Source organism: Devosia sp. (assembly GCF_024707125.1).
Taxonomy (GTDB): Bacteria; Pseudomonadota; Alphaproteobacteria; order Rhizobiales; family Devosiaceae; genus Devosia.
In genome coordinates this window covers 610,927-626,143 of the sequence record NZ_JANQAH010000011.1, presented here as the reverse complement: position 1 = coordinate 626,143, position 15,217 = coordinate 610,927, and the positions used below count along the sequence as shown (strand labels likewise).

The 15,217-nt window shown below is 62.2% G+C and carries 6 protein-coding genes and 2 pseudogenes; all 8 read left to right on the top strand.

What is annotated here, in order from left to right; all coding sequences use genetic code 11:
- The first annotated feature begins 35 nt into the window (after positions 1 to 35).
- The 8 genes and pseudogenes from NVV77_RS17800 (at position 36) to NVV77_RS17770 (ending at position 15,189) form a co-directional block, all read left to right on the top strand.
- On the top strand, positions 36 to 3,998 hold the full coding sequence (locus tag NVV77_RS17800; protein ID WP_367178648.1) for a peroxidase family protein: 3,963 nt from the start codon (positions 36 to 38) through the stop codon (positions 3,996 to 3,998).
- Positions 3,946 to 9,441, top strand: a complete 5,496-nt coding sequence (locus NVV77_RS17795) for a beta strand repeat-containing protein (RefSeq protein ID WP_367178667.1) — start codon at positions 3,946 to 3,948, stop codon at positions 9,439 to 9,441. Before NVV77_RS17800 ends, NVV77_RS17795 begins: the two co-directional genes overlap by 53 nt.
- A 72-nt stretch (positions 9,442 to 9,513) precedes the next feature.
- Positions 9,514 to 11,277 carry a type I secretion system permease/ATPase gene (locus tag NVV77_RS17790; protein ID WP_295410010.1) on the top strand — a complete coding sequence of 588 codons (1,764 nt, stop codon included), beginning with the start codon at positions 9,514 to 9,516 and terminating at the stop codon, positions 11,275 to 11,277.
- Positions 11,274 to 12,149 (top strand): annotated as a pseudogene (locus NVV77_RS22045) (cadherin-like domain-containing protein); the annotation flags it as partial. The gene NVV77_RS17790 and the pseudogene NVV77_RS22045, both read left to right, overlap by 4 nt.
- An 86-nt stretch (positions 12,150 to 12,235) precedes the next feature.
- Positions 12,236 to 12,541: pseudogene (locus NVV77_RS22040) on the top strand (calcium-binding protein); the annotation flags it as partial.
- 138 nt (positions 12,542 to 12,679) lie between these two features.
- On the top strand, positions 12,680 to 13,102 hold the full coding sequence (locus tag NVV77_RS17780; protein ID WP_295410007.1) for a hypothetical protein: 423 nt from the start codon (positions 12,680 to 12,682) through the stop codon (positions 13,100 to 13,102).
- 23 nt (positions 13,103 to 13,125) lie between these two features.
- Complete coding sequence (locus NVV77_RS17775; protein WP_295415289.1) at positions 13,126 to 14,475, top strand: HlyD family type I secretion periplasmic adaptor subunit; 1,350 nt, start codon at positions 13,126 to 13,128, stop codon at positions 14,473 to 14,475.
- Positions 14,476 to 15,189 (top strand): response regulator transcription factor, encoded by a 714-nt coding sequence (locus NVV77_RS17770; protein ID WP_295415288.1) that lies wholly within the window; start codon positions 14,476 to 14,478, stop codon positions 15,187 to 15,189.
- The last annotated feature ends 28 nt before the right edge of the window (positions 15,190 to 15,217 follow it).

The following is a 15,217-nucleotide window of genomic DNA, read 5'->3' as shown; positions in this document are numbered from 1 at the left end:
GGAGGGCGATACATGCCCGTGCTTGGGAGGACAGAATGGCCGTCAAACTCAATCAGCATGATCTGGAATTCGTTCTTAAGCAGATCAAGATCGCCGAGGCGCATGCCAGCGGCATTCCACTGAATGAAATCCGCGTTGACGAGAACGGGGTCTATGGCACCGAGGGCATGCTGGCGATCAGCCAGCCGCATCTGCCCTATGGTCTGCGGACGGTGGATGGCACCTATAACAATATCATCCCTGGTCGCGAACTCTGGGGCGCCGCCGACCAGACCATGCCGCGCATGTTCGATCCGAACTGGCGGAACGAGACCAACGGCACTTCCTTCGATGTGAACGGTCCTTCGCAACCTGGCGGTATCGTCACCAACGGCGACTACAATACTGGCGGAGAAACAGCCGGCAACGGCGGCAACATCGTCGACGCCGACCCGCGCATCATTTCGAATTTGATCGTCGACCAGACACCGAACAACCCGGCGGCGCTGATCGCCGCATTGCGTCATGCCGGGCATGAGGGCGACCTCACGGCAAAAATGGCAATGGTGGCGGCACCCTTCGCGCTGGTCCGGGCGCTAGACCAGGCGCAGTCCCGACTTGAAGGCTGGATCAAGACCAGGGACGACCTGATCGCAGCACTTCCAACTGCTGACCCTGCCACCATTCCCGCCATCAATCAGCTCATCGGAATGATCAATGGCGTCCGGATTCCAGATGCCCAGGGCGCGGTAGCTCAGGCAACAACCCAGGCCAGCACATATCAGGCAGAGTTTGCAGATGGAGACGACGTCGATACTGCGCCCGATCTCGTGGTGGGGGCTCAGAACGTTCTTGATCGCGCCGCTGCAGAGCTCGGAATAGAATTCGAGGTTGACGGCACCTCGCTGAAGCTCCCGAACGTCGCGCCCGACGAAGGCCTTTCTGCGCCCTTCAATGGTTGGATGACGTTCTTCGGCCAGTTCTTCGACCATGGCCTCGATCTGATCTCGAAGGGCGGCGACGGTACGATCTATGTTCCGCTGCAGCCCGACGATCCGCTCTACGTGCCGGGTGGCTTCACCAATTTTATGGTGCTGACGCGCGCGACGCAGGTCCCTGGCGCCGGTGCCGACGGCGTGCTGGGCACGGCCGATGATACCCAGCGCGAGGCAATCAACGTCACCACCCCATTTGTGGACCAGAACCAGACCTATACCTCGCATCCGTCGCATCAGGTTTTCCTGCGCGAGTACAAGCTGGTCGATGGCAAGCCGGTAGCGACAGGGCACATGCTCGATGGCGCTGACGGTGGCCTGCCGACATGGAAGGACGTCAAGCAGAACGCCTTGGATTTCCTCGGCATCGAACTGACGGACCGCGACGTTTTCAATATTCCACTGCTCAGAACCGACCTCTACGGCCAATTCATTCGCGATCCGGTCACGGGCTTTGCGCAGGTTATCATAGACATCGGCGCTGACGGGATTCCGAACACTTCGGACGATGTCACCATGAGCGGCACACCGGGCCTGCTGGGGGCGGTCAAACTCAATCCTGCACTGGTGGGCGGCACGGAGCCGGTCCGTACCTCGCATTCGTTCCTCGACGACATTGCGCACAACGCGGTTCCGGTGCTGACGACGCAAGGTATTCTGGTCACCGATGGCAATAACGTCGCTGGGGTCGATCCCGCCGGCAATGCTGTCCAGTTCAATCCCCTGACCGGTCGCAATACCGAGTACGACAACGAACTGCTCGACAAGCACTTCGTCACCGGCGACGGCCGGGGCAACGAGAATATCGGCCTCACCGCCGTCCACCACGTCTTCCATTCTGAGCACAACCGCCAGGTGGATGTGCAGAAGCTGGAAATCCTGAAATCCAAGGATGTCGGCTTCATCAACGAGTGGCTCAGTGTCGATCTCGCGCAACTCACACCGGCCCAACTGCATGCCATTCAGTCCGGGGGCGTCGCCTTGTCCCTGCTTGCAGGAATAATCACGGCTGCCGAGCTCAACCCGGCGCAGCTCGCTGCTCTTTCGGCCGCCGGTGTCGATCCAGCTGCGCTTGGGCCTGCACTCTCCTGGGACGGGGAGCGTCTGTTCCAGGCGGCGCGCTTTGCCACTGAGATGCAGTACCAGCACCTGGTGTTCGAAGAATTCGGCCGCAAGGTGCAGCCGATGATCGACGTGTTCGTGTTCAACACGATCACCGACATCGATCCGGCGATCTTTGCCGAGTTCGCGCATGTCGTCTACCGCTTCGGCCACTCCATGCTGACCGAAGAAATCAAGCGCATGTTCCTCGACGATCAGGGGAACCCGGTTCGCTACGAGCTTGTCCAGGATAGGGATGAGGCCGGCGCACTCGTTTTCGACGAGAATGGCGACCCGGTTATGGTGACGGTGGAAACGGCGCTGACGCCCGCTCAACTGGCCACTTGGGGCCAGGACATCGGCCTGATCGAAGCCTTCCTCAACCCGATGGAATACGACATGGACGGTGCGATCAGCCACGACCAGGCTGCCGGCGCGATCTTCCGTGGTATGACGCTCGTGCACGGCAACGAGATCGACGAATTCGTTGTCGACGCGCTGCGCACCAACCTGCTTGGCCTGCCGCTCGACCTTGCCGCGATCAACATTGCCCGCGGTCGCGACACCGGCATGCCAACCCTCAATCAGGCACGTGAACAGCTCTATGCAGCCAGCAATTCGACCTTCGTAAAACCCTACGAAAGCTGGTCGGAGTTCGCCACCAATCTCAAGAATCCGGCTTCGGTGGTCAACTTCATCGCTGCCTATGGCACGCACAACAGCATCGAAGCCGAGCAGAGTGTCGAAGGCAAACGGGCAGCAGCGACGGCCCTCGTCATGGGTGTACAAGTGGTCGTCACGATCAATGGCGTTGTAAGAACGTTTGATCCGCCCTCCGATCGGGGTGCTTTCCTGAATGGCGGTTGGAGCGAGCTCGTTGGCCCCTCCGGCAGCCAAGTCGTCAGCACCGAAACCGGCCTCAACCTGATCGATCTGTGGATCGGCGGTCTCGCCGAAAAGAAGATGCCGTTCGGTGGCATGCTCGGCTCTACTTTCAATGCCGTGTTCGAAGCACAGATGGAGATGCTGCAGGACCTCGACCGGTTCTACTACCTGACGCGCACACAGGGGCTGAATCTACTCAACGAACTGGAGAACAATGCTTTCTCCAAACTCGTCGCCATCAATTCCGACATGGTCGACCCCGGCCTCGACGGCGTTCGCGGCACCGAGGACGATATTGAGAGCGTGTTCCGCACAGGCGTCGATCCGTTCGCCAAGCACGACTATGTGCTCAACATAGATCGCGACAAACAGGTCGAGGCAGACCCGGAACATGACGATGCAGCGCTCAACGCCATCGGCATGACCAAGGTGCAGCGCGACAATCTGCTGACCGCTGTCGATGAGACGCCGCTGAAGAACTACATTCGCTTCATCGGCGGCGAGCATACCGTCATCGGGGGCTCTGAAGGCAACGACACCATCATTGCCGACTTCGGTGATGACGCCATCTGGGGCGGGGGCGGCGACGACCGGATCGAGTCCGGCGCCGGCGTGGACTTCGTCATCGGTGGCGCTGGCAACGACATCATCACCGACAGCGGTGATACCGGTGACTTCATCAAGGGTGAGGACGGCGACGACATCATCGCCAATTCCAACGGCCTCGACGTGTTGATGGGCGGCGACGGCAAGGACGTATTCTTCGTTGGCGTCGATGGCACCGAAGTGTTTGCAGGCGAAGGCGACGACTTCATTCTGGGCGGTGCCGATATCGACTTCCTCATGGGCAATGAGGGCAATGACTGGATCGAGGGCGGCGATGGTTTCGACACCATTGCCGGCGAGAACTCCGAACTTTTTCTTCAATTCCACCATCATCGGCCACGATGTGGCCTTCGCTGGCGAGAACGAGAACGACTTCGACATGGAGTCCGGCGACGACATCATGGTTCAAGGCGAATCCGTGATGCGCAATGAAGGCATGTACGGTTTCGACTGGGCCATCCACAAGGGCAACCGCGTGGCCGCCGATTCCGACATGCGCATTCCGATCTTCACCACGGTCGCCGACAACATCCTGCGCGATCGCTTTGATCAGACCGAGGCGCTATCGGGCTGGAAGCACAATGACGTCCTGCGGGGGGACGACCGCGGCAGCAGGGAGGAGATCGAAACCGAGCTCGATATGACAAATCACGAGCTCAGTTGGGCTGGCGTCGACCGTATCCATGGGCTCGAAGCGCTGCTCAACAAGGTGCTGCTGGAGCGGCCGGGCAATGCCCCGGATTTGGAGAAGGCTATCGCCTTCGCCTCGGGTAACGTCCTGATCGGCGGCGACGGCAATGATACCTTTGAAGGCCGCGGCGGCGACGACTTCATCCATGGCGATGCTTGGCTGAACGTGCGCATCCGCATCACCGAGCCTGTACTCTCGCCCACGACGGGCCGCCCAACGGGAGCCCTGCCGAATGACGCCGCGGGTGCCAACGAGATCGCCACGGTCGATACGCTCAAACATGTCTTTACCCAGCAGCAGGTGACCGGCTGGGTCGCCGCACTGGGTGTCAATCCGCCCACGGCGCTCGTGGCCAACATGATGTCCTGGGTCGGCAAATCCATGTTCGATCTGATGATGGATCGAACCATCCTGCCAAGCCAGATGCATATCCACCGCGAAATTCTCTACGACGAGGACGCGAGCGACAATGTCGATACCGCCGTCTATGCGGGCAACAAGGACTGGTACGAGATCACCGAGTTTGAGGACGGCAGCGTGCGCATTGCCCGTCGCGAAATGGAGGAGGTCGATCCGCAGATCGACGAAGGTGTCGATACCCTGGTGGGTATCGAGCGCATCCAGTTCTCTGACCAGACCGTGGTTCTCCAGCAGTCGGGCAACCATGAGCCTGTCGGCCGGCTGACCATCGTTGGCCTGCCGGCCACCGAAGGCCAGGTGCTTTCGGTCCACGCCGGCAACGTCTACGACGCCAACAATCCCGGCCCGGTCGGCAGTGGCAACGTGCCCAACATGACCTTCCGCTGGCAGATCGAACGCAACGACGGCACCGGCGACTACATCAATATTCCGGGCGCCTTCGGAACGACCTTCACGCCCGGCGATGAGCACACCGGCCTGCGCATCCGCGTCGTGGGCACCTATGTCGACGCCGGCGGGGTCACCGAGACCGTGATGTCCCTGACGACCGATCTAGTCGTCGGCACCAATGATCAACCGGTCGGCCCGCTTCTCATCAGCGACATGTCGCCGACGGAGGGCCAGACGCTCACCATGACGGTCGCCTTCACCGACGCGGATGGTATCACCGATGCCTTCGAGGAGGGGCTGATAGCCTATCAGTGGCAGTGGTCGAACTCGCCGGCCGGCCCCTGGACGAACGTCGCCGACGCGACCGGGCTGAGCTGGACTATTCCCACGACCGGCAGTGGCGCCACCGACTTCGGCGGGCGCTATATTCGGGCCCAGGTGATCTACACGGACGATCTCGGCAACGAGCATACCGTCTATTCGACAGCGACGGATGTCGTGGGCGAACTGATAGCCGGGACCGGCGGCGGCAACACGCTGAACGGCAGCGCCGGCGGCGACACGATCAATGGCAATGGTGGCAACGACACGCTGAACGGCCTGGTCGGCAACGACATCCTGAACGGCGGCACCGGCAACGACATCCTGAACGGCGATGCCGGCAACGACCTGCTCGATGGTGGCGAAGGCGACGACGCCTACAACGGCGGCGATGGCGACGACACGTTTATCTACCACAATGGCGAGGGGAATGACGCCTTCCAGGGCGGCGCCGGCGCCGACACGCTGAGCTTCATCGGAGACAATGACGACGATACGCTCGATGTCACCTTCAACGGCACGACGATCACCGCCCTCGAAACCTCGACGATGATAAACGGCGTCGAGCACTTCGAAGCCGATATGCTCGATCACGCAACTGAAGCGGCTGGAGACACGCTCAACTATCAGTCGGCGACCAGTGTTGGCGTCCAGGTCAACCTCCTGACCGGCGAGGCCTCGGGCTTCTCCTGGATCCGCAACATCGAGAATGTCGAGGGTGCCAATCACGACGATACCCTGATCGGCAACAACGAGGCCAACAGGCTGTTTGGCGACGGCGGAGCCGACGTCTTGCGGGGCGGCTTCGGCAACGACGACCTGGAAGGCGGCGCCGACAACGACCTGCTCTATGGCGATGCTGGGGACGACCTGCTCGAAGGTGGCGTCGGCAACGATCGCCTCGACGGGGGCGATGGCAATGATACTGCGACCTATGCCTCGGCAACTGCAGGTGTGACCGTTACCCTTGCTTCAACAGCCACGACGCTGGCCGTTGCCATGGCCGCCGGCGCCGAAGATCTGCTGGTCAGCATCGAAAACCTTACCGGCAGTGCCCACAATGACACTCTCACCGGCAATGCGGGCAACAACATTCTCGATGGCGGTGCTGGCGCGGACCTGTTGACCGGTGGCGCCGGCGACGACACCTACGTCGTCGACGATGTTTCCGGCAGCGGTGTCACCGGTTTCGACAACGTCGTCGAACTGGCAGGTGGTGGCGTCGATACGGTGCGTAGCAGCGTCAGCTACACGCTGGCCGCCGAAGTCGAGAACCTCGTGCTCATCGGCAGCAGCAACATCAACGGCACTGGCAACGCACTCGCCAACCGGATCACCGGCAATTCGGGCAACAATGTCATCGACGGCGGTGATAGCATCGATACTGCGGTGATGGCGGGCCAGCTGTCCAACACGGCCTTCGACTTCAGTTCAGGCGGCGACCTGCGCATGACCACGGCAGGCAACGACATCCTGAGGAATATCGAGCGGATCGAGGTCGGCGGCATCGACTACAATGTCGTAACCGGCAATGACGCCCCCAACACTCTCAACGGGACGACCGGACGGGACATCCTTCTCGGCATCGACGGAAACGACACGCTGAACGGTGGCGATGGGGATGACCTTCTGGTGGGCGGCTTGGGCGCCGATGCGATGAACGGTGGGGCCGGCAACGACACCTACTACGTCGATGATACCTCATCAGGCCCTGTCGATATGGTCACCGAAGCCGCCAATGGCGGGACCGATACCGTCGTCCTCTCTGCATCGGGCAACTACACCCTCGGCAGCAATGTCGAGAACCTGGTGGTTGCAGGTGGCGGCAATCGGACCCTTACCGGCAACGGACTTGCCAACGATATCACCGGCGGCACCGGCAGTGACACGATCAATGGCAATGACGGGGCCGATACTCTGCGCGGCGGTGCTGGCAACGACGACCTTAATGGTGGCGTAGGCGATGACATCCTCATCGGCGGCGCCGGCAACGACGATCTTGTCGGTGGAGTGGGCACGGACACAGCGGTTTTCACCGGCCCTGCCAGCGGCTACGCCATCGTCTTCAATGGCTCGACGCTGACGATCGACGATATCGACGCCTCGAATGGCGACGAGGACGATTCTCAGCTCGAACAGATGGGCACGGCGAACGGCATGGAGCGCATCCAGTTCGCCGACCAAACCTTCGTGGTCAACACGGGAACCGCGGCTGACAATACCATCACGGTGCCCGGTATCGTCGGCCAAATCATCTTCGGCCTTGCCGGCAATGACGAGATCAGGGGTAGCGAAGGCGACGACATCATCATCGGTGGTGCCGGAGATGATGCGCTGTTCGGCAGCAATCTCCCCGAGGGGGACAATGCCACCACCGGTGCGACCGACAACGACACGTTCATCTGGAGTGTCGGTGACGGCAGCGACGCGATCAACGGCGGCTTTGAAGGTGCAGGCGGCGATACGCTGGTCGTCAGCGGCAACGACGAGGATGAGACCTATCGCATCTACACCATCGACGAAGCGATTGCCCGGATCGCATTTGAAGATGGCGATGTCGGCGGCGATTTCGAAGCCGAGATCGTGATTACGCGCCAGGTCGGCGGCGGTGCCGAGGTCGTCATTGCCGCGATGACGGATATCGAGGAGATCGTCGTCAATCCCGGCGGCGGCGACAACAGCGTGCAGATGTTCGGCGATTTCAGCCTGACCAGCCTGCGGCCGGACACCATCACGGTGACGGGCGGCTCCGGCGACGACACGGTGGATATCACCTCGCTCCTTTCGGCGCACCGCATCGTGTTCAAGACTGGCGGCGGCAATGACGTCATCATCGGGACGCTGCGTCCTCAGGATGTCATCGAGTTGCCGGAAGGAAGCGCTGGCGGCGACTACACCGTGGTCCAGAACGGTAACGGCACGACCACGGTGACGAGCGGCACGCATTCGGTGACCTTCCATAGCCCGAATGGCCTGCCACAGCTCGGCCTCGTCGAGCATGACGAGGACGGCGAGGAAAATCCGAGCAATCCTGATCCCACCGATCCCGAGCCTACGGACCCGGACGACGACGAGGACGACGAGGACGAAGACGACGACGATCACGAAGATGACGACGACTGCGACGATGACGATGATGACGACGCCTCGTCTGCCGGTGGTCCTGTACTTGGGACGCCCCAGGATGATGTGTTGCTGGGGACGTCTGGTGGGGACCTGGTGTTCGGCTTTGCCGGGACGGACTACATCATCGCCAATGCCGGAGTGGACGTGATCCGGGCCGGTGCCGGTGATGACTTCGTCGATGCCGGGGCGGGTCGCGATGTGGTCTTTGCCGATGATGGCGACGACGATGTCTTCGGCGGCGATGACGATGACCTGATCTATGGCGAGGCGGGTGACGATCGCCTCTTCGGTGGTTCGGGCAATGACCTCATCGATGCCGGGGCAGATGACGACACCGTCTTCGGTGGCGCCGGCAACGACCTCTTCGTCGGTTCGCTCAACGATGGCAATGACACCTATTATGGTGGCGAGATCTCGGGTGATGCCGGCAATGACACGCTGGACCTGGCCTTCCTCACCGCCAATGCCACGGTGGACCTGGGCACCGGGGTGGGTGGCCGCGGCAGCGCGGTGTCGAGCCAGAGCGGCACCGATACGCTCTATGGGGTGGAGAATGTCACCACCGGCTCGGGCGATGACGTGATCACCATGAGCAATGCCGTCAATGTGGTGGATGGCGGAGCGGGTGAAGACATCTTCGTCTTCGGTTCGGCCACTGCCGCCCATGGCGACACGATCAAGGGCTTTGAGGCCGGCGACAAGATCGACCTCTCGGGGATCGATGCCAATGCCGGGGTGGCGGGGAACAACAGCTTCACCCTCCAAACCTCCACCACGGCCCCGGGCCAGATCGTGGTCACCCATGAGACGCGGGAGGATGGGGAATATACCGTCATCTCGGGCAATACGGCCGGGGACAATGCCCCCGAGTTCCGGATCAGCATTGCCGGCAACCACGCCCTGACCGGCACCGACTTCAACCTTTAGCCTCCAACTGCCCGGCCGGTTTAACCGGCCGGGCTTTTTCCTTTCGATAATCCACCATTCCGGGGGCTGATCATGGCATCGACGACAAAGGTTTTAGCCGAACATCGCGGCGACGAGATGCTGCGCCGGGAGTTCAAGGGCGTCGCGGTCTTCCTGTTCTGGATCTCGGGCATCATCAATGTGCTGGCTTTGACCGGCTCGTTCTACATGCTGCAGATTTACGACCGGGCCCTGACCAGCGGCTCCATCCCGACCCTCCTGGCGCTCTCCATCCTCGTTATCGGGCTCTATCTCTTCCAGGGCGTCTTCGACATCGTGCGCAGCCAATTGCTGGTGCGCATCGGGGCCCGCTTTGATCGCATGCTGGCCCCCATTGCCCATCGCGTCAGCGTCGACATGCCCCGCTTCGGCTTTTCCACCGGCGAGGCCCTGGAACGCGGCCGCGACGTCGACACCATCCGCACCTTTATGGGCAGCCAGGGCCCGGTGGCCCTGTTCGATCTGCCCTGGGTGCCGCTCTACATTTTGTTCGTCTACTTCCTCCACCCCGTGCTCGGCGCCCTGACGCTCGGCGGCGCCTTTGTCCTGACCCTCCTCACCATCTGGACCGAACTCAAGTCGCGCAAACTCGCCGCCGCCGCCCAACAGGCCTTCCTCACCCGCAATGCCGTGGCTGACTCGAATGCCCGCAATGCCGATATCCTGAAGGCCATGGGCTTTGCCGGCCGGGCCGTCAGCCGCTTCAACGAGGTCAACCAGGACCACCTGACCCTGCAGACCCGCGCCAGCGATGTCATCGGCACCTTTGGCGCCTTCTCGCGCATTTTGAGGATGGTGCTGCAATCGGCCCTATTGGGCGTCGGTGCTTACCTGACCATTCAGGGCCAGATGTCTGCCGGCGCCATCATCGCCGTCTCGGTCGCTTCCTCCCGCGCCCTGGCCCCCATCGACATGGCCATCGGCAATTGGAAGGGCGTCGTTGCCGCCCGCCAGGCGTTCAAGCGGTTGCGCGATACCATGGTGGCCCTCTCCAACATGACCAAGCCGCTTGACCTGCCGGCCCCGTCCAAGTCGCTCAAAGTGGACAAGATCTCGGTGGCCGCGCCGGCCAGTGGCCGGGTCCTCCTCACCGAAGTCGCCTTCGAGCTCAATGCCGGCCAGGGTCTTGGGGTGATCGGCCCCAGCGGCGGCGGCAAGACCACGCTGGTTCGCGCCCTGACCGGTATCTGGCCATCCCTGCGCGGTGCCATCCGTCTCGACGAGGCCGACCTCACCCAGTGGGACGAGGACAAGCTCGGCCAATATGTGGGCTATCTCCCCCAGGACGTGGCTCTGCTCGATGGCACGATCGTGGAAAACATCACCCGCCTGGCCCCGCAGCGCGATGCCCGCGCCATTGTCGCGGCCACCAAGGCGGCGGGCGTGCACGAGATGATCGTCAGGCTCCCCGATGGCTATGACACCCAGCTTGGCCCCATGGGCACCGCCCTCTCGGCCGGCCAGCGCCAGCGCATCGGTCTGGCCCGGGCGCTTTATGGCGATCCCTTCGTGGTCATCATGGACGAACCCAATGCCTTCCTCGATGCCGAGGGCGAACAGGCGCTGAACCTGGCCATCCGCCAGATCCGGGCCCGTGGCGGCATTGCCATTGTCGTTGCCCATCGCCCCTCGATCCTGGCCGAGGTCGACATGGTGGCGGTCATCCAGAATGGCCGGCTGACCGCCTTCGGTCCCAAGGAAGAGATCGTTGCCGGCCAGCGCCAGGCCAACCTCAATACCAATGCCGGTGGCCTCAAAGTGGTCGAGCCGCGGACGGAAACGGGAGGCATGGCATGATCATCGAGGCCAAATCCAGCCAGCAGCAGCACCAAAAATCCGATCCGGCCGACCTCAGGAAAAAGCTCGAGTTCAACGTTCCCGAGAAAACCTCGCGCCTGCCGGTCTATCTGGCGCTGTTCTTCACCGGCATCGCCGCCTATGTGAAAAGCGTCTTTCCCGCTGACGCCCAGGACCACGTGTCTCCGGGCACCGAAGCCAATCCCGCCGCCAATAGCGGCGCTCCCCGCGGCACCCGCCACGAACCCGGCGGCCCCGGGGTCGATCTCATGACCACCGGCGGCATCGAGGAAGAGCATCCGAGGAGTTCAGTCCGTCACGCGGCCCTGGGCTGGGACGAGGCTTTTACCATGCCCGACCCGATCGCCTTCCACTATACCGCGGCCTCCTTCGACTTCCTGGGTCCCAATGTCGCCCCCTTCTTCCCTGCTGCCGTCCACTACCGGCCGCAGAACGACAATGCTGCCCTCTTCGATCGCGCCGAACCGAACATCACCCCGTCCTCCTCTGGTCCAAAGCCTCATCAGGACACCCCGAGCCCCAGCGAGGACGACGGCGACAATGACAATGCCGACCCCGATGACGACGACGAGGATGATGACGACGACAATGGCACCAACCGCGCCCCCACCGTTCTGGGCCCGGTCCGCCTCCACGACGTCTTTGCCGGCCAGGTGGTCCTGATCGGCCTCTCCCAACTGCTCTTCGGGGCCAGCGATCCCGACAATGATATTCTGACCATCAACGACCTCACCGTCACTGGCGCCACCCTGGTGCAGACCGGTGCAGGCTGGACCCTGACGACGCTCCCCGGCATGCTCGGTCTCGTCACCTTCACCTATGAGATCAGCGATGGCCTGATCGAGATCGTGCAGACCGCCAGTCTCGAGATCGTCCGCAACCAGGTGCACCTGACCGCCAATGCCGACGTCTATGCCGGCACCCCCGGGACGACGACATCGACGCTCTGCCCGGCCATGACATCATCGACGCCCGCGCCGGCAATGACAGCGTCACCGGCGGGCTCGGCGACGACCACATCATTGGCGGGGACGGCGACGACACCCTCTTTGGCAACGAGGGCAATGACATCATCTTCGGCGGCGAGGGCAACGACACCATCGGCGGCGGCGCCGGCAATGACCTGCTCTTCGGCGAAGCCGGCAATGACATCATCCATGGCGACGAAGGCAACGACACCATCGAGGGTGGCGCCGGTGACGACATCATCCATGGCGGCGAAGGCGACGATGCCATCGCTCCCGGCTCAGGCGACGACCATGTCGATGGCGGCGAGGGTTTTGACACGCTCGACTATTCCGAGAGCGCCGACGACCTCATCGTCGACTTCGTCACCGGCCTCGCCACCAGCGACAGCATGGGCACGGACACGTTCCAAAACATGGAAGCGGCCATTGGCGGCAGCGGCAATGACACCTTCTTCATCGGCACCACGGCCACGGTCATCACCGGCGGGCGCGGCGACGACCTCTTCATCTTCACCGTGATCGACGAGGCCCCAAGCCTCAGCCGGCAGCTCGTCCACGACATCCTCGACTTCGTGGTCGGTGATCGCATCCGCGTGGCGGACTACGACATCTCCCGCAAAGCGGCGCGCACCGAGGAAGAGCGCTTCGAAGATTTTTATGAAGAACTCGACGAGGGCGATCGCGAGGACCTGCCGATCCGCGTCCGCTACGAGCGCTATGACGATATCGACCATTCCATCATCGAGGCCGATGTCGATGGTGACGACGTCTTCGAAATCGCCATCCGCGTCGATGGCATCCAACTGCCCTTCACCATCGAACACACCATCGTCTGACCTGCGTCCCGGAGTTCTGCGTGATGACCACGATCGACACCTATGCCGCCTTCACCGCCAAACCCGTCAACCATCGGACGCGACGCGCTGACCAGGACAGTTTTGGGCTGCGTGGCCGGGTCATTGCCGGCAGCATTTTCGCCGTGCTGCTGGTCGTCGGCATCGGCGGCTGGTCGGCCACGGCAAAACTCTCCGGCGCCGTCATCTCGCTCGGCACCGTGCTCGTCGACGATGAGGTCAAGGCCATCCAGCACCTCGATGGCGGCGTCGTGCGCGCCATCGAGGTGCGCGAGGGCGATATTGTCGCAAAGGACGATGTTCTGTTCCGGCTCGATGACGTGCAGATTCGCACCGAGCGCTCGATCCTCCTCGGCCAATTGGCCGAACTGGTCGCGCGGCAGGCCCGGCTCCAGGCCCAGGCAGGGCAGGAGAATGAAATCGACTTCCCCGAGCACTATCTCGCCAGCTATCCCGGCGCGGCCCCGATCCTGGCCGGCGAGCAGCAATTGTTCGACAGCACCAGGCTCAACCAGCAATCGCTGCGCTCGCAGCTGAAGCTGCAGGTTGCCCAGTTGCGCGAAGAGATCGCCGGGCTCGACTATCAGAACTCTGCCCTCAGGGACGAACTCGTGCTGGTCCGCGAGGAACGCTCCCGCATGGGCGAACTTGCGAGCAAGGGCCTGATTGAAACCACCAAGCTCAATGCCACCGACCGCGAACTTGCCCGCATGATGGGTTCCGAAGGCGAGATCGCTGCCGGCATTGCCCGGGCCACTGCCCGGATCAGTGAAATCGAGCTGCAGATCCTCGCCATCGACCAGACCGGCGGCATGGAGGCCCTGCGCGAGCTGCGCACCGTCGACGCGCGCCTTGCCGAACTCACCGACCGCCTGACCGAAGTCGATGCCCGCCAGGCCCGCACCATCATCCGCTCTCCGGTCAGTGGCACGGTCAACGAGGTCTCCGTCACCACCCTTGGCGGCGTCATCACGCCGGCCGAAAAACTCATGACCATCGTCCCCACCGATGCGGACCTCAAGATCGAGTTCCGCGTCGCTACCAACGACATCGACCAGCTCCGCCTCGGGCAACCCGTAAAACTCCGCTTCTCCGCCTTCAACCAGCGCACCACCCCCGAAATCGCGGGCCTGGTCACCCGCATCTCGGCCGCCGCCACCAGCGACCCGCAGTCGGGTCAGAGCTACTATCTCGCCGAGGCCGACCCCACCGATGACCTCGACCAACTGGGCCCCACCGGCCTCGTCCCCGGCATGCCTGTGGAAGTCTTCGTCCAAACCGAAGAACAGGTCGCAATCGCCTACTTCGTCAAACCATTCACAGACCAAATAACCCGCGCATTCAGGGAGGAGTAAATGGAGGCCGTTTGGAACCATCAGGCCGTGCGTCACCAAGCCAAGACGATCGCGCTCGCAGATGACCACCCTGTCTTTCTGCAAGGGCTTGTTGAGCTCTTGGCCAATGAGGCCAACACGTTCATCGTTGGCCAAGCCGCGGATGTGTCGCAATTGGTTGAACTCGTCGCAGGCACCAAACCTGATGTTGCAATCATCGACCTCTCGATGCCTGGCGACGTTTTCCAAGCCATTTCAACCATCGCGGAAGGCGTGCCGGAAACCAGAATGCTGGTCTACACCGCCTATTGCAGTCCAGATTCGGCTATCCGGGCCCTGGAGGCGGGAGCCTTAGGATTTGTCTTGAAGACTTCGCCCTACGAGGAGCTCTTGGAAGCCATCGGTGAGGTTGGCGCGGGTCAAATGTTTGTTGCCAAACAATATGCGGCCTCCGTCATGACGTCGCTGAAGGCCCACGCCAAATCGGCGGCCGCATTCGAGGCGGCCTGTCTTACGTCCCGAGAGATGGCCATCGTCGCGCACGTTGTGCATGGCTACACCAATAAGCAGATTGCCTGTCAGCTGCACCTAAGTGAGAAGACCGTTAAGTACTACATGACGCAGATCATGCAGAAGCTCAAAGCACGCAACCGCGTGGAGGTGGCAATTTCTGCCAAGCAGCAGGAACAGGACCTCAACGGGCAGAACATTCGCGACTTTGCGATTCAAACCTAACCAGGTTTCCTTTCGAAGGCGACGCTGC

Excerpts from the sequence above, each read along its gene's own strand:
- NVV77_RS17775 (WP_295415289.1), top strand. The coding sequence starts at position 13,126 with ATGACCACGATCGACACCTATGCCGCCTTCACCGCCAAACCCGTCAAC.
- NVV77_RS17770 (WP_295415288.1), top strand. The coding sequence starts at position 14,476 with ATGGAGGCCGTTTGGAACCATCAGGCCGTGCGTCACCAAGCCAAGACG.
- NVV77_RS17790 (WP_295410010.1), top strand. The coding sequence starts at position 9,514 with ATGGCATCGACGACAAAGGTTTTAGCCGAACATCGCGGCGACGAGATG.
- NVV77_RS17800 (WP_367178648.1), top strand. The coding sequence starts at position 36 with ATGGCCGTCAAACTCAATCAGCATGATCTGGAATTCGTTCTTAAGCAG.
- NVV77_RS17795 (WP_367178667.1), top strand. The coding sequence starts at position 3,946 with ATGGAGTCCGGCGACGACATCATGGTTCAAGGCGAATCCGTGATGCGC.
- NVV77_RS17780 (WP_295410007.1), top strand. The coding sequence starts at position 12,680 with ATGGAAGCGGCCATTGGCGGCAGCGGCAATGACACCTTCTTCATCGGC.